This is a genomic window from Methanosphaera sp. ISO3-F5 (assembly GCF_034480035.2).
Lineage (GTDB): Archaea > Methanobacteriota > Methanobacteria > Methanobacteriales > Methanobacteriaceae > Methanosphaera.
The window spans coordinates 2,158,607-2,182,844 of the sequence record NZ_CP118753.2 but is presented as its reverse complement, the minus strand read 5'-3'; the positions used below and the strand labels follow the sequence as shown (position 1 = coordinate 2,182,844).

24 protein-coding genes, 1 tRNA gene and 1 pseudogene are annotated in these 24,238 nt (G+C 31.3%); 16 read left to right on the top strand and 10 right to left on the bottom strand.

Annotation, left to right across the window (positions count from 1 at the left end):
- Positions 1-27 precede the first annotated feature (27 nt).
- The 3 genes from PXD04_RS21325 to PXD04_RS21315 all read left to right on the top strand — a co-directional run bounded on the left by PXD04_RS21325 (position 28) and on the right by PXD04_RS21315 (position 1,510).
- On the top strand, positions 28-948 hold the full coding sequence (locus PXD04_RS21325) for a DUF5591 domain-containing protein (protein WP_323737496.1): 921 nt from the start codon (positions 28-30) through the stop codon (positions 946-948).
- Between the two features lie 68 nt (positions 949-1,016).
- Positions 1,017-1,310 carry a metal-sulfur cluster assembly factor gene (locus PXD04_RS21320; RefSeq protein ID WP_323736818.1) on the top strand — a complete coding sequence of 98 codons (294 nt, stop codon included), beginning with the start codon at positions 1,017-1,019 and terminating at the stop codon, positions 1,308-1,310.
- A 125-nt stretch (positions 1,311-1,435) separates the two neighbouring features.
- A tRNA-Ile gene (locus tag PXD04_RS21315) sits at positions 1,436-1,510 on the top strand.
- A 154-nt stretch (positions 1,511-1,664) separates the two neighbouring features.
- Here PXD04_RS21315 and PXD04_RS21310 read toward each other — a convergent pair.
- Both PXD04_RS21310 and PXD04_RS21305 read right to left on the bottom strand, forming a co-directional pair.
- Positions 1,665-1,889: a HypC/HybG/HupF family hydrogenase formation chaperone gene (locus PXD04_RS21310; RefSeq protein ID WP_323736817.1), complete on the bottom strand. Its 225-nt coding sequence runs from the start codon at positions 1,887-1,889 to the stop codon at positions 1,665-1,667.
- Positions 1,890-2,039: 150 nt separating this feature from the next.
- Positions 2,040-2,543: an amino acid-binding protein gene (locus tag PXD04_RS21305; RefSeq protein WP_323736816.1), complete on the bottom strand. Its 504-nt coding sequence runs from the start codon at positions 2,541-2,543 to the stop codon at positions 2,040-2,042.
- Positions 2,544-2,691: 148 nt separating this feature from the next.
- Between PXD04_RS21305 and PXD04_RS21300 the strand changes: the two genes are divergently transcribed.
- The 8 genes from PXD04_RS21300 (at position 2,692) to PXD04_RS21265 (ending at position 10,584) form a co-directional block, all read left to right on the top strand.
- The gene (locus PXD04_RS21300) at positions 2,692-4,068 is read left to right on the top strand and encodes an anthranilate synthase component I family protein (protein ID WP_323736815.1); all 1,377 of its coding nucleotides are present in this window, start codon (positions 2,692-2,694) and stop codon (positions 4,066-4,068) included.
- Positions 4,065-4,637, top strand: coding sequence for an aminodeoxychorismate/anthranilate synthase component II (locus PXD04_RS21295; RefSeq protein ID WP_323736814.1), 573 nt, complete (start codon positions 4,065-4,067; stop codon positions 4,635-4,637). Before PXD04_RS21300 ends, PXD04_RS21295 begins: the two co-directional genes overlap by 4 nt.
- A gap of 9 nt (positions 4,638-4,646) precedes the next feature.
- A complete protein-coding gene (locus PXD04_RS21290; RefSeq protein WP_323736813.1) occupies positions 4,647-5,441 on the top strand; it encodes an indole-3-glycerol-phosphate synthase in 795 nt (264 codons plus the stop codon).
- 14 nt (positions 5,442-5,455) lie between these two features.
- Positions 5,456-6,133, top strand: a complete 678-nt coding sequence (locus tag PXD04_RS21285) for a phosphoribosylanthranilate isomerase (RefSeq protein WP_323736812.1) — start codon at positions 5,456-5,458, stop codon at positions 6,131-6,133.
- A gap of 4 nt (positions 6,134-6,137) precedes the next feature.
- The gene (trpB, locus tag PXD04_RS21280) at positions 6,138-7,319 is read left to right on the top strand and encodes a tryptophan synthase subunit beta (protein WP_323736811.1); all 1,182 of its coding nucleotides are present in this window, start codon (positions 6,138-6,140) and stop codon (positions 7,317-7,319) included.
- Positions 7,316-8,128, top strand: a complete 813-nt coding sequence (trpA, locus tag PXD04_RS21275) for a tryptophan synthase subunit alpha (RefSeq protein WP_323736810.1) — start codon at positions 7,316-7,318, stop codon at positions 8,126-8,128. Before trpB ends, trpA begins: the two co-directional genes overlap by 4 nt.
- 1 nt (position 8,129) lies before the next feature.
- Complete coding sequence (gene trpD / locus PXD04_RS21270) at positions 8,130-9,182, top strand: anthranilate phosphoribosyltransferase (protein WP_323736809.1); 1,053 nt, start codon at positions 8,130-8,132, stop codon at positions 9,180-9,182.
- 94 nt (positions 9,183-9,276) lie between these two features.
- Positions 9,277-10,584: an NAD(P)/FAD-dependent oxidoreductase gene (locus tag PXD04_RS21265; protein WP_323736808.1), complete on the top strand. Its 1,308-nt coding sequence runs from the start codon at positions 9,277-9,279 to the stop codon at positions 10,582-10,584.
- A gap of 245 nt (positions 10,585-10,829) precedes the next feature.
- Here PXD04_RS21265 and PXD04_RS21260 read toward each other — a convergent pair whose 3' ends face one another.
- Both PXD04_RS21260 and PXD04_RS23475 read right to left on the bottom strand, forming a co-directional pair.
- Complete coding sequence (locus PXD04_RS21260) at positions 10,830-11,063, bottom strand: zinc ribbon domain-containing protein (RefSeq protein ID WP_323736807.1); 234 nt, start codon at positions 11,061-11,063, stop codon at positions 10,830-10,832.
- Positions 11,003-11,278 (bottom strand): annotated as a pseudogene (locus PXD04_RS23475) (transposase); the annotation flags it as partial. The pseudogene PXD04_RS23475 and the gene PXD04_RS21260, both read right to left, overlap by 61 nt.
- A gap of 204 nt (positions 11,279-11,482) precedes the next feature.
- Between PXD04_RS23475 and PXD04_RS21250 the strand changes: the two are divergent.
- The gene (locus PXD04_RS21250; protein WP_323736806.1) at positions 11,483-12,394 is read left to right on the top strand and encodes a transposase; all 912 of its coding nucleotides are present in this window, start codon (positions 11,483-11,485) and stop codon (positions 12,392-12,394) included.
- Between the two features lie 255 nt (positions 12,395-12,649).
- On the opposite strand, the gene PXD04_RS21245 is transcribed toward PXD04_RS21250, so the two are convergent.
- From PXD04_RS21245 to PXD04_RS21230, 4 genes are all read right to left on the bottom strand, one after another.
- The gene (locus tag PXD04_RS21245) at positions 12,650-13,699 is read right to left on the bottom strand and encodes a glycosyltransferase (RefSeq protein ID WP_323736805.1); all 1,050 of its coding nucleotides are present in this window, start codon (positions 13,697-13,699) and stop codon (positions 12,650-12,652) included.
- A 166-nt stretch (positions 13,700-13,865) separates the two neighbouring features.
- Positions 13,866-14,099: a ferredoxin gene (locus PXD04_RS21240; protein WP_323736804.1), complete on the bottom strand. Its 234-nt coding sequence runs from the start codon at positions 14,097-14,099 to the stop codon at positions 13,866-13,868.
- A 112-nt stretch (positions 14,100-14,211) separates the two neighbouring features.
- On the bottom strand, positions 14,212-15,171 hold the full coding sequence (locus PXD04_RS21235; protein ID WP_323736803.1) for a cell wall biosynthesis protein: 960 nt from the start codon (positions 15,169-15,171) through the stop codon (positions 14,212-14,214).
- A gap of 102 nt (positions 15,172-15,273) precedes the next feature.
- Positions 15,274-16,329, bottom strand: a complete 1,056-nt coding sequence (locus PXD04_RS21230) for an mRNA surveillance protein pelota (RefSeq protein ID WP_323736802.1) — start codon at positions 16,327-16,329, stop codon at positions 15,274-15,276.
- Positions 16,330-16,461: 132 nt separating this feature from the next.
- Between PXD04_RS21230 and PXD04_RS21225 the strand changes: the two genes are divergently transcribed.
- The 3 genes from PXD04_RS21225 to PXD04_RS21215 all read left to right on the top strand — a co-directional run bounded on the left by PXD04_RS21225 (position 16,462) and on the right by PXD04_RS21215 (position 20,589).
- Entirely contained in the window at positions 16,462-16,770 is a 309-nt protein-coding gene (locus PXD04_RS21225) for a hypothetical protein (RefSeq protein ID WP_323736801.1), read from the top strand.
- Positions 16,771-16,805: 35 nt separating this feature from the next.
- On the top strand, positions 16,806-18,137 hold the full coding sequence (locus PXD04_RS21220) for a prephenate dehydrogenase (RefSeq protein WP_323736800.1): 1,332 nt from the start codon (positions 16,806-16,808) through the stop codon (positions 18,135-18,137).
- A gap of 265 nt (positions 18,138-18,402) precedes the next feature.
- The gene (locus tag PXD04_RS21215) at positions 18,403-20,589 is read left to right on the top strand and encodes a CDC48 family AAA ATPase (protein WP_323736799.1); all 2,187 of its coding nucleotides are present in this window, start codon (positions 18,403-18,405) and stop codon (positions 20,587-20,589) included.
- 79 nt (positions 20,590-20,668) lie between these two features.
- Here the strand turns inward: PXD04_RS21215 and PXD04_RS21210 are convergent, their stop codons facing one another.
- Positions 20,669-21,784, bottom strand: coding sequence for an aldo/keto reductase (locus PXD04_RS21210; RefSeq protein WP_323736798.1), 1,116 nt, complete (start codon positions 21,782-21,784; stop codon positions 20,669-20,671).
- A 195-nt stretch (positions 21,785-21,979) separates the two neighbouring features.
- Between PXD04_RS21210 and PXD04_RS21205 the strand changes: the two genes are divergently transcribed.
- Positions 21,980-23,233, top strand: coding sequence for an adenosylhomocysteinase (locus PXD04_RS21205; protein ID WP_323736797.1), 1,254 nt, complete (start codon positions 21,980-21,982; stop codon positions 23,231-23,233).
- 21 nt (positions 23,234-23,254) lie between these two features.
- On the opposite strand, the gene fen is transcribed toward PXD04_RS21205, so the two are convergent.
- On the bottom strand, positions 23,255-24,238 hold the full coding sequence (gene fen, locus PXD04_RS21200; protein WP_323736796.1) for a flap endonuclease-1: 984 nt from the start codon (positions 24,236-24,238) through the stop codon (positions 23,255-23,257).

Here is a 24,238-nt window from a genome sequence, read left to right as displayed (position 1 = left end):
TTAACTTATTTTTTTGGAAGAATAATGATGAAAAATAGTAGAATTCCTTGTATATCAGAATTATCTTTAAACAGGCCTGAAGTTTTAAGATGGAGGGAACGAATGTCCCTTCTTGAACCTTATACAGATACTGTTGTTGTCTTACCATGCAGTATGAAGAAACCCTATTCTCAGTCAAAGTCTCATTTACTTTTTAAGAAGTATACAAAAGGGTTGCAGGAAGTTATTTTGACATCCCCATTTGGTATTTGTCCTAGAGAAATGGAGAAAACATATCCTATTCAATCTTATGATGCTTCAACTACTGGTGACTGGTCAGATGAAGAAATTAGGATGGCAGGTAAATGTTTGAAGGATTATGTTGGTGATCGTAAAGTTATTGCACATGTATCTGGTGGTTATAAGAAAGCTTGTGAAGAAGTTCTGGATAATGTTGTTTATACTTGTGAAGATGATAATACTCGTTCTCAGGAATCTTTGAATAATTTACAAGATGAAGTTAAAAAGGCTGATAAAGTTAGCAGTAGTAAACATAAGGTTCATGATTTAAGGTCTGTTGCAAGATATCAGTTTAATACTAAAAAAGCTGATAAACTTATTCCAGATAATGTTCAGACTAGGGGCCGGTTTAATACTATGATATTGTCTGATAAAGTTCAATATGCTACATTACATTTTGAAACTGGTCTTTATACTTTAAATTTACCTGCTGGTGAAATTCTTAGGGAAGAAAAAATTAATAGAGTATTTATCAATTTTGATTTACAATCAAACACGTTGTTTACACCCGGTATTGAGGATGCTGATTCAAATATTATTCCTAATGATGAAGTTGTTGTTATTAAGGATGATGTTGTTGTGGGTGTAGGTAAATCTATGATGAATGGTGATGAATTAGTTAAAGCAGATAAAGGTGTTGGGGTTAAAATTAGACACCAACTTAAATAGTTTTGTTACAAAAAGTATATTTAATGATGCAGATAATATATATAATATATATTAATGGAGAGATATAAATGGCAGAAGCAGAAATTAAACAACAAATTAATGATAAATTAGCACGTATTGCAGATCCTCATATGGGTATTAGTATAGTTGATATGGGACTAGTACAAAATGTTGAAGTTGAAGATAAAAATGCAAAAATTACCATTAAACCTACTAATCCTGGTTGTATGAGTGTTGCAAATATTGCTATGGCTGCTAAATTAGAAGTTGAAAAATTAGATGAAATTGATTTAGCTGAAATTACTGTTATTGATCATATGATGGCTGATACCATTAATGAAATGATTAATAAAGAAGAATAGATATTTTAATCTATTTTATAAAATTTTTTTATGTGTACTATAAACCATTAAGTATATATATTAAGACAATACAATATAGTAATAGTTGCTTGCATAGTAAGGAACATTACATTATTTTTATATTAGGGCGCGTGGCTCAGCTTGGTTAGCGCGCACGGCTGATAACCGTGAGGTCCTGGGTTCGAATCCCAGCGTGCCCATTTAATTTAACATTTAACTAATTTTAAAGAGCAATTTTTTTTATTTAATCTTAATATTTAAAAATAGTTTTAAAACTTGTTTTATTGAATTTAATAATGTAAATGATAATAAAAAGTAGTAATTATAATAAAGAGTAAAAATAAGATGATTTACTTATTCATCTTCTAATTCTTGTAGTAAATCATTCCAAGTGTCTATTGATTCTTTTGCTGCTTCTTCTGTTAGTACTTCTATTGCGTATCCTGAGTGTATGAGTACGTAACTTCCTATGTCAGCTTCAACTAAGTCTAATTTTGCTTCTTGTTTTACCCCACCAAAATCACAAGTAGCTACATTGTTATTTATTTCTAATATTTTTGCAGGTGCTGCTATACACATATACCTTATCCTCCTAATAATAAATAATTAACATAATATAATTTTTTTTTATTTTATCAATTTAATTATTTAATGTTATATTATTATTACTATTTATATGTAATCTAAGATTGAGAAATGATGACGATTTTAATCTTTTTTATTACTTTGTTAATACATTGAGACTTTAGAGACGCCGTTAATATTTAGTAACAGAGGTATTATTGTTCCATCTACTTGTTTATTGGTGATGATTGTTACATGGGGTCTGCTTGATAATTCGGGATCTGTTGCATATACTTGTCTTATGCTTATTTGTTGGTTGGCTAGCATTTCTGTGATTTTGTTTAATATTCCTATTTGTTGTCCGTCTCCTTCTATTTCTATTACTCCTAGTCCTAATTCTTCTGATATGTTTGATAGTACTGGTCCTGCTGATTGTATGTTTGTGAATAGTTTTTTTAAATTTTTGTTTTTTAATATGTTGTTTACTGTGGATACTACTACTCTTCTGTCGGTTTCTATTGATTTTGCTAATGATGATATGTTTATCTCTACATCATTACAGTATATTTTTTTATCTTCTCCTACTCTTAATCCTAATTGTAACATTTTTTTGATTACTTTTTGTTGTGATGGGTATTTGTTGAATTTTTCTAGTGTTGTTTTCCACATGTTCTTTTTTCCTCTTTTTTGTTAATTATTATTATGTGTTGTATAACTTATATATTTAATGTATAAATTTATACAACAAAGCTTTAAATATAACATTGATGTAACTTTATAATAGAAAACCAAAAGGTGGAAAAAAAAATGAACAAAGGTGAATATTTTTGGCAAAATCAAAAAACTAATTAAAAAACCAAAAACAATGAACATTAAAATAAACAACCCATTCAAACTATTTAAAAACCTATACTACAACTACAAGGACACATTCCTACTAGAATCCATGGAATCAGACAATGGACTAGCAAGATACTCAATAATAGGATTCAACCCAGTAGCAAAAATAACAGCACATAACAACAAAGTAACAATAACAACAGACACAAATACAATAAAATACGAATCAGAAAATCCATTATTAGATTTAAAAGAATTAATAAATAACGAATACAAAGAAGAAGGATTCAGAGGCGGACTACTAGGATACGTATCATACGAATCAATAAAATACTTCGAACAAATACCAACACACAACAGCATATACCCAGACTTCGAATTCGGACTATTCCTAGACTGCATAGTATATGACAACATCAACAACAAATGTGAATACACAACACTAAACGAAGACAGACGAGAACTAATATACAGAATATATAACCAAGAACACAGCAACGGCATACTAGAATATAAAATACTAGACGAAGACCTGAATCAGAACGAATACGAAGAAAAAGTAGTAGAAACTAAAAACTTAATTACAGAAGGAGAAATATTTCAATCAGTAATATCCAATGCAGAAAATATCGTGTTAAAGGGAAGTAAACTGCCATTATATGAACATTTAAGAGAAATAAATCCTTCACCATACATGTACCATATAAAACTAGGAGAAAGAGAAATAATCGGATCCAGCCCCGAAATGTTAATGAGACTAGAAAAAGGCATAGTTGAATCTTACCCAATAGCAGGGACAAGACCAAGAGGAAAAAATGAAAAAGAAGATCAAGAATTAGAAGAATCACTACTCAATGATGAAAAAGAATTAGCAGAACATTTAATGTTAGTCGATCTTGCAAGAAATGATATAGGAAAAATAAGCAGAAAAGATTCTGTGAAAGTAGAAGAATTCTATGATATAAAAAAATTTTCCCACGTACAACATATTGTAAGCCATGTGACCGGAGAAATAGCAGAAAACTTAGATGCCATAGATGCTTTCATATCATTATTCCCCGCAGGCACTTTAAGTGGTGCTCCAAAAATAAGAGCAATGGAAATAATAAATCAAAAAGAAAAATATGCAAGAGGACCCTACGGAGGAGCTGTAGGATACTTCTCATTAAATGGAAATGCAGACTTTGCAATAACAATAAGAACATTAACAACATATGGCCAAAGAGCAGAAATACAAGCAGGTGCAGGCATAGTATACGATTCAATACCAACATCAGAATATGAAGAATGTAAAAGGAAAAGACAAGCAATAGTACAAGCATTAAAAGAATCAGGCGTAGAGGTGTCTCAATGATACTGATTATTGATAATTATGATTCATTCACATACAATTTATATCAGTTAGTAAGCAAATTCACAGAAGATATCATTGTAAAAAGAAACGATGAAATTACAATTGCAGAAATCAGAACACTTAAACCATCCCATATCATCATATCACCAGGCCCAGGAAATCCTAACATTAAACGAGACTTTGGAGTATGTGGAGATGTAATAGAAGAATTTAAAAATATTCCAATACTGGGTGTTTGTCTTGGTCATCAAGGTATTTTCATTGAATATGGTGGAAAAATTATTAACCATTTACCAGTACATGGTAAAAAAGACACAATAATCCATACGAAATCAGACATATTTCATGATGTTCCAGAGGAATTTGAAATAATACGTTACCATTCATTAATTTGTGACAGCACATACATACCAAATGATATTAAAGTTACCAGTAAAACCAAAGATAACATAATCATGTCAATTGAACATAAAAAATATCCTACTTATGGATTACAATTCCATCCAGAATCAATAGGAAGTTCATATGGTGAAACAATAATAAAAAATTTCTTAGAATTACAAGGTTGATTTGGTAACATGAACATAATTGAAAAAATACTGATGAACAAAAGAAAAATACTATCTCAACAAAAAAATAAAAAAACACTAACAGAGATGAAAAAAGAAGCAGAAGACCATACTTCAACCACAGACAACAAATTCAGATTTCAAGAAAAGCTAAAAGATAAAACATCAACAAAACTAGTAGCAGAATACAAACCAGCAAGTCCATCACAAGGAAATATCAGCACCCTAAAACCAGAAGAAGTTATACCATTATATGATTCAAACCCCGTAGATATGATATCCATCCTAACAGAAGAATCATACTTTAAAAGTAGCCTAAACAATTTCAGAAAAGCAGAACAACTAACAGATAAACCATTACTACGAAAAGACTTCGTAATTGATGAATACATGATATATGAAGCAGCACTAAACAATGCAAGTTGCATACTCCTAATAACAGGAATATGTCCGAACATAGAGGAATACTTAAGTATAACAGAAGATCTTGGTTTAGATGCAATTGTAGAATGCCATTCAAAAAAAGACATTGAAGAAACAGAAGAATTAAATCCAAAAATTATTGGAATAAATAATAGAAACTTATCCACACTCAGCATAGACCTAGAAACTACCAGAAAACTAAAACAATACGTCCCAAATTATTTAATCTCTGAAAGTGGGGTGCAAAATGTTAATGATGCTATGCAATTAAAAAGTTACGGAGCAGATGCAATACTAGTGGGAACAAGTATATTAAAAGGAAAAAATGATGAAGAAATTACACAATACATAACACAATTAAGTAAAGCTCTACAAAAATAAAGGAGAATACAATTATGACCATTAAAATAAAAGTATGTGGAATGACCAATATAAAAGAAACAAATAAGTTAGCAAAATTAAATATTGACCACATAGGTTTTATAAATATCAGAAGATCAAAAAGATACATTACAATAGATGAAATAAATAATCTTCAAAAGCATATTAATGATAAAGGATTATCAACACTCGTATTAGAACCCAAAAATGCTTATGAAGTTATAACTAGTATAAGTAATACACAAATATCCAACATACAATTACATTCACTAAATAATTTTGATATTCGGTATATAAAATGGTTAAATCAATACAATATGAGATACGTTAATACAACAAAAGTTATAGGACTACAAAATACTTTAAATGCAAATAAAATGATGGAATTGAAGAAATATGCATTATACTCTGATAACATCTTACTCGATTATATTAAAGGAGGACTTACTGGAGGAACAAATACACAGATTCCAATAGAAACTGCGATAAAAGCAAGTCAAATAATTAAAAAAGAAAACGGAAATACTGAAGTTACTTTAGCAGGTGGATTAAATCTCGAGTACTTGGAAAGTATTCAAGACAAATTACACTACTTTAACCGAATAGATTTAAATAGCGGAGTAGAAAATACACCCGGACGAAAAAATATCCAAAAAATAAAAAAAATAGTAAAATTAGTTAATGAAACGTGATAATATGAAATATGATGGAAAATTTGGAAAATATGGTGGAATATTCATACCAGAATTACTTATTCCAGCAATAGAAGAATTAGAAGATGCATTCTATAAGTTTAAGGATGATGAAAAATTCCTGGAAGAACTTGAATTTTATCTTAAAGAATTTGCAGGTAGACCAAGTGGATTATATTATGCAGAAAACCTATCTGATAAATTGGGTTGTAAAATATATCTTAAAAGAGAAGACATGTTACATACTGGTGCACATAAAATAAACAATGCAATAGGACAAGGTTTATTAGCAAAGTATATGGGAAAAACAGAACTTATCGCTGAAACTGGTGCCGGTCAACATGGAATAGCAACAGCAGTTATTGGAGCCAAATTAGGGATGAAAGTTAAAGTTTTCATGGGATCTACAGATGTTGAAAGACAAAAACTTAATGTATTTCGTATGGAATTATCAGGTGCAGAAGTAATACCTGTTGATATGGGATCAAAAACCCTTAAAGATTCAATTAACGAGGCATTCAGGTACTGGATTTCAAATTTAGAAACGACACATTATCTTATTGGTACAACAATGGGTCCTCATCCATATCCAACAATGGTTAAATACTTCCAAAGTGTTATAGGAAAAGAAGCTCGTGAACAGATACTTGAGCTTGAAGGAAAATTACCTGACACAGTAATTGCTTGTGTTGGTGGTGGAAGTAATGCCATGGGAATTTTCAGTGGATTTGTTGATGATGAAGATGTGGATCTTATTGGTGTAGAGGCTGGTGGAGAAGGAACTGACACTTTAAAACATGGTGCTACAATAACTAATGGAACGGAAGGAATTCTTCATGGCTCTTTATCACTAGTTTTACAAAATGATGATGGTCAAATTAGTGAAACAAGCAGTGTATCGGCCGGATTAGATTATCCTGGTGTAGGCCCGGAACATGCATACTTACATAGTATTAACAGAGCACAGTATGTGCCAATTAATAATTCGGAAGCATTAGATGCTTTACAATTGCTTTGTGAAACTGAAGGAATTATACCTGCACTGGAAAGTTCACATGCTCTGGCTTATGCGGTTAAATATGCTAAAATGGAAGAGAATAAAGGAAAAACAATAATTGTTAACTTATCTGGTAGAGGAGATAAGGATATGTTTACTGTTGCTAAAGAGTTAGGGGTGGAAATATGAACAAACAAAGTTATGATACAATTTTTAATAAAACTATACAGGAAAATGAGGGAGTGTTTATTCCTTTTATTGTTGCTGGTGATCCTAACTATGATACTTCACTCCGAATAGCTAAAACTTTAGTTGATAATGGTGCAGATGCATTGGAAATTGGTTTTCCATTTTCGGATCCTGTGGCTGATGGACCTAGTGTTCAAAATGCTGATTTAAGAGCTTTTAAAGGTGGAATGACTGTTGAAAAATGTTTTAAGTTCTTAAAGGAATTAAGAGAATACACGGATAAACCTTTCGGATTATTATTATATTATAATTTAGTTTATAAATATGGAATTAATGATTTTTATAGAAAACTAAGTGAAGTGGGTGTGAATGCTGTGCTCATAGCTGATCTTCCTCCAGAAGAAGCAGAAGATGCGATAAATGCAGCGAATACTAATGGTTTGGAACAAATTTTCATAGTTTCTCAAGCAACAAGTAATGATAGGCTTAAAGAAATAACTAAAATTGTTGGAGGATTTATTTATATAGCTTCAGTGATGGGTACTACAGGTGCTAGGAAAGAAGTTGAACATAATACTACTGAATTAATTAAGAGAATTAGGGAACATACCCGTATCCCCCTTTGTGTAGGTTTTGGTATATCAGAGCCAGAACATGTGCATAAAGTATTGGATGCTGGTGCTGATGGAGCTATTGTTGGTAGTGCATTGATTAATATTATTGAAGAATATTTAGATAATGAAACTGTTATGATTAGGGAAATATCAGATTATATGAAGAAAATGAAAGAAGCAACAAGAGGTAATTAGAATGATACGGGAAGTTTTTGAGGATATTTTAGATAATAAAAGAGATTTGACTCGTGAAGAAGCTTATGAATGTATGAATGATTTAATTAGTGGAGAGTATCCTGATACTGTAATTTCATCATTTTTAATAGCATTGCGTATGAAGGGTGAAACGATTGATGAAATCACGGGATTAGTTCAAAGTATGAAAGATCATGCTATACAGATTGATTATATTCCTGAAGATTATTTAGCTGAAAGTTGTGGTACTGGTGGAGACACACTTAAAACTTTTAATGTCAGTACTACTGCTTCTATTATTGCGAGTAGTTGTGGTGCTAAAATATCAAAACATGGAAATAGAAGTGTTAGTAGTAAGTTTGGTGGAGCGGATGCTCTTGAAGCTTTAGGTGTTAATATCGAATTAACTCCTGAACAGGTGGTTAATTCTATTGAAAAATGTAACTTTGCTTTCATTTTTGCTCCAAAATATCATGCTGCGACTAAAAATGTTATGATGATTAGAAAAGAGTTGAATACCAGAACTGTTTTTAATCTTATAGGTCCTATTACGTGTCCTAGTAATGTTACTGCCCGTATGACTGGTGTTTATAATCCGGATTTGGTTGAGACTGTTGCAAAGGTAGCTCAGAATTTGAATGTTAAACGTGGTATGATTGTGCATGGATTCGATGCTGATGGAAATCCTGCTATGGATGAAATTTCAAATATTGGTAAGACTAAGGTTGCATTTTTGGATGAGGGAAATATAAGCGTTGAATATATTACTCCTGAAGATTTTGGTTTAGAATATTCTAGGGCTGAGGATATTGAAGCTCCTGATAGTACTGAGGAACATTTACAGATTATTATGAATATTTTGAATAATGTGACTGAAACTGATAAGGATATTGCTAGAATGAATCTTGCTTTAATTAATTCTGCCAGCATATTATATGTGACAGATAAAGTTAAAACTTTACGGGAGGGTGTTGAAGTTTCTAAGCGTGCTATAGAAAATGGTGATGCTCTTAGACAATTAGAAAATATTATTAAGTATAGTAATGAAATTTAAGTCAATTATTCTACTTTTTTTTATCATAACTTTTTTTAATTTTGTTTAATATACTTATTTTCATAGATTATTAAAAATTTTGATGTGATATTAAATGAAAATAGTGATTATTGGTGCAGGGCCTGCTGGTAGGTTTGCTAGTATGTATGCTGCTGAGAAAGGTAATGATGTTACGTTGATTGAAAATAGGTATATTGGTGGTAAATGTTTAAATCAGGCTTGTATGGTTGTATGTGCTTTAAGTGATGTTACTAAACATATCAGGGATGCTGAGAATTTTAATGATATAGGCGTATTTGATGTTATGCCTACTGTTAATTTTGAAAGGGTTACTGAGCGTATTAAGGATACTCAGAAGAAGATTAGGAAGATTATTACTAATGAGACTGTTGGTACTGGTGTTGAGTTTGTTCAGGGTACTGCTAGTGTTGATGCTGTTAATAAGGTTGTTCGTGTTTTAGATGATGAGTATTCTTATGATAAATTATTGGTTTGTACTGGTTCTTCTCCTTTGATTCCTAGGATTAAGGGTGTTGAGAATGCTTTGACTTATGCGGATACTTTGAAGTTGAAAGAGGTTCCTGAAAAGTTGGTTATTATTGGTGGTGGTTCTACTGCTGCTGAGTATGCTGGCATATTCTCACATATGGGAAGTCAAGTAGACATATTATGCAGAAGTCACTTCCTTAAAGTATTAAATGATAATGAAAGTGAGGAGTATATTGTATCCAAAATGCTTAAAAACACTATGATACATGAAAATGTAGAAATAAAAGAGATAACAGATAGATCGGTTATTACAAATTATGGAGAAATTGAGGGTACTGTACTTCTTGCAACAGGTGTAACACCAAACTCAGATCTTGTGAAAGACATAGTACAACTCGATGAAAACGGACACATAATAGTAGATGAACATCTACAAACATCAAACAAAGACATATATGCTGCAGGAGATGTTATAGGAAGAATATTATCCACACCAGTTTCAAGAATGGAAGGAATGGCTGCAATAAAAAACATAATGGGAGAAAACATAACACCAGATTATTCGTTAATACCTATGACAATAACCCTACCATACGATGTAAGTTACCTGCTAGGTACTGATGTGAATGAAAACGGTAAAACAGTTAAACTACCCGGAGCTGCAGGACCAGGAACATTCTGGCATACCCTTGATGGAAACACTGGATTCACAAAAGAAAATATCAATATGCAAAGCAATGAAATCAATAACATAATTGCAATAAGCCCTTCATCCAATATTGCATTACCATATATGATAAAAATGATTAAAGATAATGTAAAATCCAACGAATTTGATAATTTCCTCGAAATACACCCATCAACAGATGGAATCTCAAAATTAACAGAATATTATAAACGATATTCTAAATAAGGCTCTGTAGAAAACCTTGCATTGAGAGAAATATGAGTAATAACCCAAATATAGTTTTATTACAGAGGGAAATATTTTATTTCAATATTTTCCTTTCTTCATCATAATACAATTCTCACTCATATTGAGTAATTGTATTTTTCATTTGATTCCTGCCTAATTGCCGCCAACGCTAAGCATAGTAAGTGGTACAGGCGATCTCCGGGAAACCCTCGGTTCACATATAAAATACTTTGTTTATATAATTATATTTTTTTTAATCCTTCTCGTTGTATGTTTTTGGCTGCGTTTATATCTCTGTCATGTATGTTTCCACATTGTGGACATGTCCATATTCTGTTGTCGAGTTTTAACTTGTCATTATAGTATTGGCAGTTATTGCATGTTTTACTGGAGGGGTACCATTGGTCAATGTGTATTAGTGTTCGTCCGTGTTCATATGCTCTTTTTGTTCTATTATTTTTGTGAACATGTGCCATGATTTTTCCTGTATGCTCTTAGATAGTCTGCTGTTTTTTAGCATACCTTTGATGTTTAGTGTTTCCATGCAGATTACTTGGTATTCTTCTGTTAATCGTTGCGCTATCTTATAGAAATGATAGTCCAGTATGTTATGTATTTTTTCATAGGTTTGTGCTATCTTCTTTTTGATTTTATTATAGTTTTTGCTGCCAAATTCTTTCTTAGATAGTTTTCTTTGTAATCTTCATATTCTATTTAGGGGTCTAGAAAAATAGTTATTTTTTACTGCCTATAAACACTTATTTTTTATTATTGAATATTTAATTAATCTTATTTATAAATAATACATTTGATTTTTATTTGGATTTTGATTAAAGGTTTTAATTATCGAAATATTTAAATAAAACCTTTAATAAACATATTATTGGTGAAAATAATGTTATTAGGTTTAAATTTCGATAATTCCAACCCATATACTAGTTTGTTAGAAGAAATATTTAATATTATTGATTCTAGAAGAATTCAACAGATAATAGCTTCAAATGGTATCAAACCATTAGATAAGTTTAATTTTTCATTAAAAGTTATTTTTATTAGTCAATTTTTTGATTTAAAGGTTTCATACATCATTGATGAGATAAATAGGAAACCAGAAGTTAGATCTTTTTTTAATGTTAAAACCATATTGTCAGTTTCTCAAGTTACTGAGCTTATTGGACGTTTTCCTGCAGAAATTATAGAAAAAACCATGAACACTATCCTCAGATATCTTAATAGAAATAATAGAGTTAAATCACATACTTATTTAGTTGATGCTACTCCCTTAGATGTTGATTATAATTTTGATAGTAAGAAGATTTCCAAGAAAAATCTTGAAAATAAAGATCCAAAATGGGGTCATGGAACAAGTATTGGCTTCTACATAGGCTTTAAAGGAACTTTTGTATTAGATTACAATACTATGATGCCTGTTTTATTCGTAATACATCCCGGTTCACCACATGACAGCCAAATATTCCCAGAAATACTCGAACAAATGAAAAAACACCATTTACTACACCATAATGATAAAATACTTGCTGATAGAGGATATTATAGTTATGAAAATTATGAAATAGGTTTAAAAAAGTACCATATCCAACCATTAATCCTCACCAAATCTAATTTCAATATAGAAAAACTAAACAACGCATTAACCTGTCCACTAGAATATTTTAGACAAAATAAAAAAGATATGGAAAATAAAAGTAAATTCATAAAATTAGCAAACTCTTTTTGTAAAAATATAATCAAAGAAAAAGAATCAAATATGTACGAAGTCATATCGAAGACTTTTTCAAATTCCTAAAAGAAGGACTGAATTTAAAACATTTCCATAAATATACAATAGAATCAGTTAAAAAAACAACAATATTAACTGTATTATTAGCATCTCTCATCATTATTCAAGGATACACTACTAAAACAGACCTACAAATGCTTTCTGAAGGACTAATAATCTAGACCCCTAAAAGTATTACTTTTCACACTTTATTCATATGATTTCTACAGGGCCCTAAATAAAAAAAATTAGTTAAAAAATTATAGAAGAGGATGAAAAATATTATTTCTTGATCTGTTGAATAACAAAATTTGCTAAATCATCAGATCCCCTAATAATATCCTTTGAATAATTTGCAGTAGCTTTTTTCATATCTTCATTACCTAGTGCATAATTTACTTTTTCTGAGATGTTGTCAACATTACTTTCTAATACTGCACCTTCAAAAACTTCGGATAATCCATGATATCTGCCATATTTTACTCCTAGAACTACCACTACCGGTATTTCACAAGCTATTGTTTCATGTAATGTTAAACCATCATCTGTGATAACAGCCAGATCTATTAAATCATACAAATCCTTCATATAATTAATATAACCCAAGTTAATAATATTAGGATGGTCTATTATTGGTTCTAATTCTTCTTTTAATGGTGCTCCTATAACAAAGATATTCACATCATCATTTTCTTCAGCATATCGTCTTACTGCTTTTGCCATATCATCAAATAATGTTGAACCTGAAGAGAACAATACTGATTTTTTTTGTGGATCAAATTGTGATGGTAATTTATCAAGTATATTATTTTTATTACCTTCTATAACATCTGCTTTTATAGGAGAATACTGTTTTTGAACAGCATATTTTGAGATTATGTGTTCATTTCTGAATTGTGATGATTCAGGTAATAGTAATGTTGGATTTAATTTTAATGATACTTTTGTATCAGTTGGTGTTGCTACAATTCCTACTGAGGGCACTCTTGCAAGTTTTGCTGATAAACAGCCTATGACTGCTCCACCACCTATAACTCCAAGGACTCCATCTGCTTTTTCTTTTCTTATTAATTTTGCGCCTGAAAAAATTGCTTTAAGAGATTTGAAAGCAGCTTTTAGTAATGTTTTCTTTGATGATGCGTGGCCGCCGGCTGCAGGAATTGATGATTTAATCCATTCAATGTTACGTTTTTTAAAATAATATCCTGGTGCAGAAGGGTCTAGAACAATTTTTGTTTCAATACCTTTTTCTTCAAATACTTTTGAGATGTTATATGCTGTTACAGCATCCCCACCAGTTCCTCTCCCAGTTACGAAAATTAGTAATTTCATTAAATTACATCCTTAAATGATTATCTTATTAGATTAATAATGAATTTATATATATCAATAATATCTAATAAAATTATTTGAATGCTTTGAAAAATAGTATTTAAAAAAATTAGTTATTAAGAAAGATTTTACTTTCTTGAAAAAAAAATTAAAAAAATAAACGAAATTATGCTGGATTTCCTTCATCGTCGTAGACTTCAATACATTCTCCGGTACAGTTGTCTGCGGCTTCTTTGTAGATTTCTATATCATCTGTTTCTAGTTCATCTACATCATCTTCTCTTTCTGAACCGACAATTGTAGCTCGATCATCATCATCGAATGTGAATAATGTTTCATCTAATTCAACACAATTTCCACACATTGTGCAATCATCTCTTTCTAAAACTACTTCGTACATTTAATTATCTCCCTAAACTATATATTAACAATGATAATTTTAATACAATATATATATAAATGTTTTGATTTAAACAGTAAAAAAAATAATAAGAAAAAAAGAGTTTTGTAGACTAATATTCATCTGACATATCAGTTCTACTTAAAGATTGTTTTGATGCTTTTTTGTATCTTATTGGATTATATAGTAATCTTCTTACACCTAAGGATTTTAATAAGGAATTATTTGTTTTGATTTGAGCATTTCCTAGGATTAATTTTCTTAATAGATCACCTAATCCTCCACCAGTTAGCACATCCATCACATAGTCACCAAAGGTAGGGTTTTCTATGTGTAAATAAGTGGATATGTAATAGTTTAATGTTTCTGATCTTAGATATGCTATAATTATAGCTGTTATTAAGAAGAGGATTAACATTATTATGAATTCAACTGGATAAAATGCTTGTGGAGCTACTGCTTTTGTTAGGGATGCTGATACTATTGCTAAACATATTCCTAATGCAACTCCAAAAGAATGATTTCCTATTTCTCCCATCATTATATATCCTGAGTAGTCTTGTGAAATATAACCTAAAGCTATTGCTAAGAGCAGTACTGGTATATAATATACTGGTGAGTGTAATATTGCTAGTGTTGTGAATGATACTACTGACATTATTATTACGGTCATACAGGCTGTTCCAGGTTGCATGTCTGCAATATTTAGTATTTGTACCATTAATGCAACTAGTATTGCTACTGGACCCATAATGTAGTATCCAAGTATCATTACAATTAATATTCCTATTCCTCTGAAAAATTGTCCAACTTCAATGTATGAATTTAAAGCTTTACGTCCAATTATATCATCTATGAATGCAGTAATACCTATTATTGCTATTAGATAATTGTAGGGTGCGGGGAAGAATAGCAGCATTACTAAAAATGGTGCTATACCTACTCCTCTAGGAATACCTCCACGTATATCTTCAAATAAATTTCCTTTAATCTTTGTAAATATTACTGTGAATAATATTGTTAAAATCAAGGTGAGAATAAATGCACTAATCCACATTAAATAGATTTCCATATATTCACCTTTTTTCTTGATAAATTTAATTAATTTTATGAATATTTTTTTTAATTAAATTATTCTATAATAATTTATTATTTTTAAGATATAAAATTGTTTTCATATAGGATATCTTAAGAATGAAGCTATTGAACCTAATGATTCTAATTGTTTTCCTGCGTCATGTTCACTGCTTATTATTTCTATTTTGCCACCCATGTTTTCTGCTGTTGACATTACTTGTTGTACTGATTTTTGTCTGACAAGATTATCTAGTACTAGAAGTTTTTCTGATGCGCCCATGTTTGTTGCATTAGTTACTTGTTTTAATCCATAGGTTACTAGGTTTGAAGATTTTCCGATTTGTTCTAATAGTTTGTTGACTGATGTTATTTCGGTTGCTATTTTTGCATCTTTTGATAGTGATTCTATTAGTCCATTTTTTAGTACTTCTTGTATTCCTGCGTGTCCTCCAGATCCTGTGCTTTCTAGTGTGGATTTTTTTGCGTATTCTGGGTAGTTTTCTTCTAGGTAGTTGTAGTAACCATTTTTTGTAAAACCTGGTCCGATTATTATTAGTTTGTTTATTTTTCCGTGTTGTTGTATTGTTTTTGTAATGTCTTCGTAGTATTGGTTGATTTTTTCTTGTCTGTCTTTTGCAATGTTTCTTTTTCCGGAGATGTCTCCCGTTATTGGGCCTATGTATTCTATCCCGTATTGTTTTATTATTCCGAGGTCTGTTGTGTTATCTTCTATTGCTACTATTATCTCTGTTGGTCTTTTGGATGCTTCTACTGCTTGTTGTAGTCTGTCTAATGACCATTTGTTCCAATGTTTTCTTATTTTTATGCTGTTGTTTGTTTGTACGTTTATTGTGTGGTGTGATCCTAGTGGTATTAAGTCTTCTGGTCCTGATTCTATTATTCCTGTGAATCTTAGCATTCCTGTGTATTTGTGAAAGCTGATTTTTTCTACTTTTATTCCTAGGTAGAATGTTTTTTTTACTCCTCTGTCTGCTCTTGTTTTTCCACTGTCATTGTCTTGTATTCTTCTTGTGGTTAGTGTTGACACGTAATCGTTTTCTTCTACTATGTGTGATAAATGCCATAAATCGTCGATTGTTTCTGGTATTATTTCTATTAGTCCCTGTTTTTTGTCTTGATTTTTTATTTGCATGTTTTTTTCTATGATGTTTATTTTTATTATTTTTTATGGAATTGTATTAATTTTATTGTTAAAAGGTAATACTTAAATAATAATAAAGTTATAATTAGTAATACAAATAAGTGGAGTGACATAAACAAAATTATGAACGATGAACAAAAGAAAAATTTAGTAAGAGCAATAGAAGAAGCCGCAGAATGGCAACGATTAGACACTAGCATAGAAGGAGTATATGTAGTAAAACCACCAGAATACAATAACGTACAAAGAGTATTCGTAGAATTAAAGCCAACAATAGACGGACAAGCCTATAAAAAGAAAGGATTATACTTAAAAACAACTGATGAAATAGATGCCTATAAAAAACTTTTAGAAAATCCTAAAACAAGAGAACTGGTAGAAGTAATATCAGAATACTATGGAATAAGAAAAACACCCAAAATAGAAATATAATAATAACCATAAAATTAACTAAAAGGAGGTATACTATGGCTTGTGAAAAAAGAAAAAACATAACAATAATTGGAGGTACAAGAGGTTTAGGTAAATGGATAGCCGAACAACTAAAAAAAGAAGACCTCAACATAACTATCACAAGCCGTAACAAATCCTCCGGAGAAAAAGTAGCAAATAAATTAAATGTAAACTATACTGATAACAACATAGAATCAGTAAAAAATGCAGATATTATCATTTTTAGTGTGCCCATAGAACATATGGTAAAAACAATCAAAGAAGTAGCACCACATGCACCGGAAGGATCAGTACTGATGGATATTACCAGTGTGAAAACTGAACCCTCAAAAGCCCTAGTTGAATATGCTCCAAAAAATGTGGAAGTACTGCCCTGCCATCCTATGTTCGGACCAAGAGTACCCTCACTGGAAGGACAAGTCGTAATATTAACTCCATTAGAAAATCAATCAAAAACATGGTTTTCAATAATAGAAAACTTTTTACAAGAAAATAATGTGAAAATAGTAATCACGACACCTGAAGAACATGATAAAACCATGAGCGTAGTACAAGGATTAACCCATTTTTCATATATCAGCATTGCTTCAACAATAAGGAAATTAAACATTAGTGTTAAAAAATCAAGAGAATTCGCAAGTCCAGTGTACAGTTTAATGTTAGATATGATTAGTCGTATTGTTTCACAAAACCCATACCTTTATTATTCTATTCAAAAATCCAATAAGGAAACAACTATTTCAAGAAAACAATTAATCGAGGAAAGCATATACTTAGCTAACCTTATTGAAAATGACAAAGAAGAGGAATTTGTGAAAAATATGGGTGATTCTGCAAAATATTTAGATGAATATGAAGAAGCACTTGGTCGTTCAGATAAGGCCATAAGTATACTTACCCATGATTTAAATGTTTTAAAAGAATCTATAGGGAAAGAAATTGGATTAGAACATCAATATTCAAAAAATGTGCATGTAGGTATTGTTAAACGGGTTACCCATGATAAGGTTTTCTTAAAAACAAATGATAACAAAATGGTAAGACTTAATATTTCAAATGTGAATATTTTATCCGAAAGTGAATTATATGATTGGAAGAGAAATAATTTTAAATTAGAATATTATGATGTATCTGCATTGTTTCCTAGAGACTCTAGTCAAGAATTTTTAATTAAAATGTTTGAAAATATTGAACCTGTGATTGATGTTGAACTTATAGATGTTTATACTGGAGAACAGATTAAAGAAGGCTATGTCAGTTATACTTTTCATTATTCAACATTTAATAAAGGTGACAATAAGTATGTTGAGGAATATTTGAGAGGTATTGGTGCTACTATCCGATAATTTGTTTTATTTTTATTTTTAGTTTACCTGTTTCATTATTTTTTTTTATAATTTTTTTTAGTGATTTATTAAGATCAACCGAAAAGTATAAATACTATGAATATAATAATTATAATTACAAAAGGTTATTAAAAGATATTTTTTATACAATATTTTAATAACCTTTATATACTAAAATAAATATAATTAATATTACAAAAAGTAAATAAAAAAAAATCAATCTAACCAAATTAATTAATAAAAAAAAGAAGAGGAGGAAAAAAAAATGGAAAATGAACTAAAACTAAAAGTAGCCGAAGCATTCTCCCAATCAGACATAGGACGATCAGTAGCAAGAATAGATCCAAAATGCATGGAAAAACTAAACCTACATGACGGCGACGTAATCGAAATAGAAGGAAACAAACTAACAACAGCCACAGTAGTAGCATCCAAAGCAGACGCAAGCCTAGGAATACTCAGAATAGACAGCTACCTAAGAAAAAACGCAGGAACATCCATAGGAGAAGAAGTAACAATAAGAGCAGCACAAATCAAAGAAGCAAAAAAAGTAAAACTAGCACCAGTAGACCAAGAAATAGCAATACAAGGAAACCTAAACGGAGTATTCCTAAACAGAATCGTAAACAAAGGCGACATAATAATAACCGGAGTAAGAAGACAACAACCAAAAACCAGCATGATGTTCGATGACTTCATAAACCAAATGATGTCCAACATGACATCAATCGGAGAAATAAAACTAGCAGTAGTAAACACCAAACCACTAGGACCAGTCAAAATAACAGAAGACACCCAAATAGAAATGGAAACAAAACCAGTAGATCCAAACAAATTTGAAGGAGTAGAAAACCTCATAGACGTCTCCTACGAAGACATCGGTGGACTACAAAACGAAGTCAAAAAAATAAGAGAAATGGTAGAAATACCATTAAAAAGACCAGAACTATTCAAACAACTAGGAATAGCAGCACCAAAAGGAGTACTATTACACGGACCACCAGGAACAGGAAAAACATTACTTGCAAAAGCCGTTGCAAACGAAACAAACGCACACTTCATAGTAATCAACGGACCAGAAATCATGAGCAAATATGTTGGAGGATCCGAAGAACAACTACGAGAAATATTCGAAGAAGCAGAAGACAACAGCCCATCAATAATATTTATTGATGAATTAGATGCAATAGCACCAAAAAGAGCAGAAGTATCAGGAGACGTAGAAAGAAGAATAGTAGCACAATTACTAACATTAATGGATGGCCTTAAAAGCAGAGGAGAAGTAGTTGTAATAGGAGCAACAAACAGACCAGATGCAATAGACGAAGCACTAAGAAGACCTGGAAGATTCGACCGTGAAATAGAAATAGGCGTACCAGACAAAGACGAAAGAAAAGAAATACTCGAAGTACATACAAGAAACATGCCACTAGCAGAAGACGTAGACCTTGACGAATTAACAGAAGTCACACACGGATTTGTAGGTGCAGACCTAGAAGCATTATGTAAAGAAGCAGCAATGAGAGTACTAAGAAGAGTACTACCAGAAGTACAAACAGACAAAGAAGTACCACAAGAAGTACTAGAAAAAATGGTACTTAACAAAAAAGACTTCAAAGATGCATTAAAAGAAATACAACCATCAGCATTAAGAGAAGTATTAGTACAAATACCAGACATTAAATGGGATGATGTTGGAGGATTAGAAGAAGCAAAACAAGAACTTAAAGAAGCAGTAGAATGGCCACTTAAAAATCCTGAAAAATTCAGAAAATTCGGCATAAACCCACCAAAAGGAGTTATACTCACAGGAATACCTGGAACAGGTAAAACATTACTTGCAAAAGCTGTTGCAAACGAAAGTGATGCAAACTTCATATCCGTAAAAGGTCCAGAATTATTATCCAAATGGGTAGGAGACTCTGAAAAAGGAATAAGAGAAGTGTTCAGAAAAGCAAGACAAACCGCACCAACAGTAATATTCTTTGATGAAATAGATTCAATTGCATCTACCAGAGGAGAAAGTAGTGATAGTGGAGTAACACAAAGAGTTGTAAACCAATTACTTACAGAAATGGATGGAATGGAAGAATTACATGACATTTCAGTAATTGCAGCAACCAACCGTAAAGACATAATAGATCCAGCATTACTTAGACCAGGACGATTTGATAGACACGTTGAAGTAGGATTACCAGATAAAAAATCAAGAGAAGCAATATTCAAAGTACATACCAAAGACATGCCACTTGCCAGTGATGTAGACCTTGAAGTATTAGCAGAAAAAACAGAAGGTTTCGTTGGAGCAGATATTGAGGCAGTTTGCAGAGAAGCAGTTATGTTAACTTTAAGAGAAGATCTTGAATCTGAAGAAGTATACATGTCTGAATTTGAAACTGCAATGAAAAAAGTGAAGCCAACAAAAGAAAATGAATTAGTTTCATACAACTAAGCTAATAATAGTATTTAACCCCTAAACTAATAAATAAGGTGTAGAATATTTATTCTACAATATTTATCTTTTTTTAATATTATTCGAACATTTCCACAACTTTTTTAAGTAATTCAGGAATGTTTAATTGTTGAGTGCAGTATTTATTACAATTGCCACATTCTATGCAATTTGAAGCAGGGGCATGGCTACTGGCAGTTGTACCATATAATGCTAAGTTTGCATTTAGATGATACATTTTTTCTGTATTATACAAATTAAAATATTCTGGGATAGGTATGTTTTGTGGACATTCTTTTACACAATAATTGCAGTAACTACAAGGTATTGCAACTGATTTTCTTATTTCATTTGCCATGTGATTTAAGAATAATGTATCTTTTTCATTTAGTGTTGTGAAATTTTTTAATGCTTCGCAGTTTTCTTTCATTTGTTGTAGGTTACTCATTCCACTAAGTACTGTTATTACATTGTCTTGCGATGCTGCAGATTTTAATGCTTCTCCGGCTAAGTTTTTATTATTTGAATTAAATTGTTTTTTTATTTTTTCGGGTATGTTTACTAATGTTCCTCCTTTTACTGGTTCCATTACTGTTATATCAATCCCATATTTTACACATATTTCATGACATTTTTTTGATTGAACTCTTTGGTCTTCCCAGTCAAGATAGTTTAATTGTAATTGTACTATGTCTATATTTTCATGATATTTTTCTAGTATTTCTTCTAATAGATCTGCTTTATCATGATAACTAAAACCTATTTTTTTTGCTATTCCTTTTTCTTTTGCTTTTGTTAAGTATTGGAATGTTTTTGCTTTTTCTGCTATTTTTATAAATGATTTGTTGATATTGTGTATTAATAATACGTCAAAGTATTCTATTCCTAGTCTTTTTAGCATTATGTTCACTAGTCTTTGGTTGTCTTCTTCTTTTTGTAGTAACCATGTTGGTATTTTATCTGCTATTTGGTATGATTCTCTTGGGTATCTTTTTACTAATGCTTCTTTTATTGCGTTTTCTGATTTTTCGTTGTGATATGCGTATGATGTATCAAAGTAGTTGAATCCTTGATTCATATAGTAATCTATCATTTGTGTGAATTCGTCCATGTTTATTGTTGTGGGATTGTTTTTATCTGTTTGGGGTAGTCTCATTGCTCCAAATCCGAGTTGGGTTTTTCTATTTTTTGCCAATTTATCACCTTTTGTTGTTATTATTTTTGTTTTAAAAAATATTTATACTTTCCATAGGAAACTATTATCATGAATAAGAAAATATTTTAAAACCAAATACTGAAAAAAATTAAACAATATTTAACACAATGATTATTAAAGGATACTAATAAAATAAATAATATTAATAAAAAAAAAATATTAGAGGTTTAACTTATGGCATATGATATTAAAGATATTAACCTAGCACCACAAGGAGAGAAAAAAATTAAATGGGTACAAAGACACATGCCCGTACTAGAAACAATAAAAAAAGAATTCGAAGAAACCAAACCATTCGAAGGAATCACAATAGGATCATGCTTACACCTAGAACCAAAAACAATAAACCTAGGACTAACACTACAAGCAGGAGGAGCAGAAGTCGTAATGACAGGATGTAACCCATTATCCACACAAGACGACGCAACAGCAGCAGGAGCAAAACTAGGACTAAACATGTACGGATGGACAGGACAAACCAACGAAGAATACTATGAACACCTAAACAAAGTACTAGACTACGAACCAGACATAGTAATAGACGATGGAGCAGACCTAATATTTTTAATACATAAAGAAAGACCAGAACTACTAGAAAAACTACGAGGAGGATGTGAAGAAACCACCACAGGAATACACAGACTCAAAGCAATGCACCAAGACAACGCACTAAAAATACCAGTAATGGCAGTTAACGACTCATACATGAAATACCTATTCGACAACAGATACGGAACAGGACAATCCACATTCGACTCAATCATGGGAACAACCAACAGCGTAATCGCAGGACAAACAGTAGTAGTATGCGGATACGGATGGTGTGGAAGAGGAATAGCCATGAGAGGAAAAGGACTCGGAGCAAACGTAATCGTAACAGAAGTCGACCCAATACGAGCACTGGAAGCAAGAATGGACGGATACAGAGTAATGACAGTACAACAAGCACTAGAAGAAGCAGACATAGTAATCACAGCAACAGGAAACCGAGACATCATATCCGGAGATGACTTCGACCACGTGAAAGACGGCTGCATACTATCAAACGCAGGACACTTCAACGTAGAAATCAACGAACCAGACCTACTGGCAAAAACCGAAAAACAGGAAACAATAAAACCAGACATAGACTGCTACACACTAAAAGACGGAAGAAACATATACCTCCTAGCAGGAGGAAGACTAGTAAACCTAGCAGGAGAACACGGACAAGGACACCCAGCAGAAATAATGGACCTAAGCTTCGCAATGCAAGCATTATCCGCTAAAAGAATACTTAACGAAGACATGAAACCAGGAGTATACAAAACAAGAGATGAAGTAGATACAGAAGTAGCAAAACTCAAACTACAAACAATGGGAATAGAAATAGACCAACTATCCGACGAACAAAAACAGTACATGAACAGTTGGGATGTAGGAACATAAAAAAATAGTATTTTAACTAGTTTAGAACCATTGGTTTAAACTAGTTTGTGCTGTTTCTTTTTTTAATTTATCTATTGATGCAAGAGTTCTTTCTTCATTAAAATCATGATCTCCACATAGGAAATCTATTAATTTTTCTTTTTTAGGAGTTTTAAATGTTATCTTATAATCTGTGATGACATCAGGGTTTAAAAATATTTCACGTATTTCATCAGGATCTACTTCTATAGTTTTATCAAGTTTTTCCAATGCTGTTTCAAGTGTTCCATATTTTTGCATAAGTTTTAGTCCTTTTTTTGCACCTATTCCATAGACTCCCTCGTTAAAGTCTGTTCCAACGAGCATTGCAAGGTCCACCATCTGTTCTCTTGTTAATTTAAGGTCGTCTAATGTTTTTTGTAGGGATATTATTTCCATGTTTTTTGATGATTGAGATAATCTGAAGTTTCGTAGCATTCTTGTTGCACCAAATTGTAGACAATCATAGTCCTGTGATACTACTGCCCATGCATCTTTCTGTGCTACCATATATGATGCTTGTGCTTCACCTTCCGTTTTTGCTTGGACATATGGTAAACCCATTAGTTCCAGTAGTTTCTTTGATGATTCTATGATTTCTTTGTCTAAATGTACTGTCCGTGATGCGTATTTTCTTGCTGTTTCCATGTCACCTGATTCTTTTGCTTCTAAGTATTTTTTCTCTGATTCTTTTTTAACTTCTATTCTTTCCTGTACTGTCTTACTTTTTAGTTGTGGTGATTTTCCGTCAAATACGTATACTGGTTTTACTTGTTTTGAGATTAATGTTGCTGTTTGGAAGAATATTCCGCTAAGATGAGATGTTATGTTTCCGTTAGAGTCTTTGAGTGGTGTTCCATCTGCTTGTCTCATTGTTGATAAGAATTTATAGATTAAATTTGATGCATCTACTGTTAGTATTTTTCCTTTTAAATCGTTCATTTCTATTGGTTCTGCAGTAGTAATGTCTTTAAATTTTACTCCCAT

Excerpts from the sequence above, each read along its gene's own strand:
- PXD04_RS21325 (WP_323737496.1), top strand. The coding sequence starts at position 28 with ATGAAAAATAGTAGAATTCCTTGTATATCAGAATTATCTTTAAACAGG.
- PXD04_RS21320 (WP_323736818.1), top strand. The coding sequence starts at position 1,017 with ATGGCAGAAGCAGAAATTAAACAACAAATTAATGATAAATTAGCACGT.
- PXD04_RS21310 (WP_323736817.1), bottom strand. The coding sequence starts at position 1,889 with ATGTGTATAGCAGCACCTGCAAAAATATTAGAAATAAATAACAATGTA.
- PXD04_RS21305 (WP_323736816.1), bottom strand. The coding sequence starts at position 2,543 with ATGTGGAAAACAACACTAGAAAAATTCAACAAATACCCATCACAACAA.
- PXD04_RS21295 (WP_323736814.1), top strand. The coding sequence starts at position 4,065 with ATGATACTGATTATTGATAATTATGATTCATTCACATACAATTTATAT.
- PXD04_RS21290 (WP_323736813.1), top strand. The coding sequence starts at position 4,647 with ATGAACATAATTGAAAAAATACTGATGAACAAAAGAAAAATACTATCT.
- PXD04_RS21285 (WP_323736812.1), top strand. The coding sequence starts at position 5,456 with ATGACCATTAAAATAAAAGTATGTGGAATGACCAATATAAAAGAAACA.
- trpB (WP_323736811.1), top strand. The coding sequence starts at position 6,138 with ATGAAATATGATGGAAAATTTGGAAAATATGGTGGAATATTCATACCA.
- trpA (WP_323736810.1), top strand. The coding sequence starts at position 7,316 with ATGAACAAACAAAGTTATGATACAATTTTTAATAAAACTATACAGGAA.
- trpD (WP_323736809.1), top strand. The coding sequence starts at position 8,130 with ATGATACGGGAAGTTTTTGAGGATATTTTAGATAATAAAAGAGATTTG.
- PXD04_RS21265 (WP_323736808.1), top strand. The coding sequence starts at position 9,277 with ATGAAAATAGTGATTATTGGTGCAGGGCCTGCTGGTAGGTTTGCTAGT.
- PXD04_RS21260 (WP_323736807.1), bottom strand. The coding sequence starts at position 11,063 with ATGGCACATGTTCACAAAAATAATAGAACAAAAAGAGCATATGAACAC.
- PXD04_RS21250 (WP_323736806.1), top strand. The coding sequence starts at position 11,483 with ATGTTATTAGGTTTAAATTTCGATAATTCCAACCCATATACTAGTTTG.
- PXD04_RS21245 (WP_323736805.1), bottom strand. The coding sequence starts at position 13,699 with ATGAAATTACTAATTTTCGTAACTGGGAGAGGAACTGGTGGGGATGCT.
- PXD04_RS21240 (WP_323736804.1), bottom strand. The coding sequence starts at position 14,099 with ATGTACGAAGTAGTTTTAGAAAGAGATGATTGCACAATGTGTGGAAAT.
- PXD04_RS21235 (WP_323736803.1), bottom strand. The coding sequence starts at position 15,171 with ATGGAAATCTATTTAATGTGGATTAGTGCATTTATTCTCACCTTGATT.
- PXD04_RS21230 (WP_323736802.1), bottom strand. The coding sequence starts at position 16,329 with ATGCAAATAAAAAATCAAGACAAAAAACAGGGACTAATAGAAATAATA.
- PXD04_RS21225 (WP_323736801.1), top strand. The coding sequence starts at position 16,462 with ATGAACGATGAACAAAAGAAAAATTTAGTAAGAGCAATAGAAGAAGCC.
- PXD04_RS21220 (WP_323736800.1), top strand. The coding sequence starts at position 16,806 with ATGGCTTGTGAAAAAAGAAAAAACATAACAATAATTGGAGGTACAAGA.
- PXD04_RS21215 (WP_323736799.1), top strand. The coding sequence starts at position 18,403 with ATGGAAAATGAACTAAAACTAAAAGTAGCCGAAGCATTCTCCCAATCA.
- PXD04_RS21205 (WP_323736797.1), top strand. The coding sequence starts at position 21,980 with ATGGCATATGATATTAAAGATATTAACCTAGCACCACAAGGAGAGAAA.
- fen (WP_323736796.1), bottom strand. The coding sequence starts at position 24,238 with ATGGGAGTAAAATTTAAAGACATTACTACTGCAGAACCAATAGAAATG.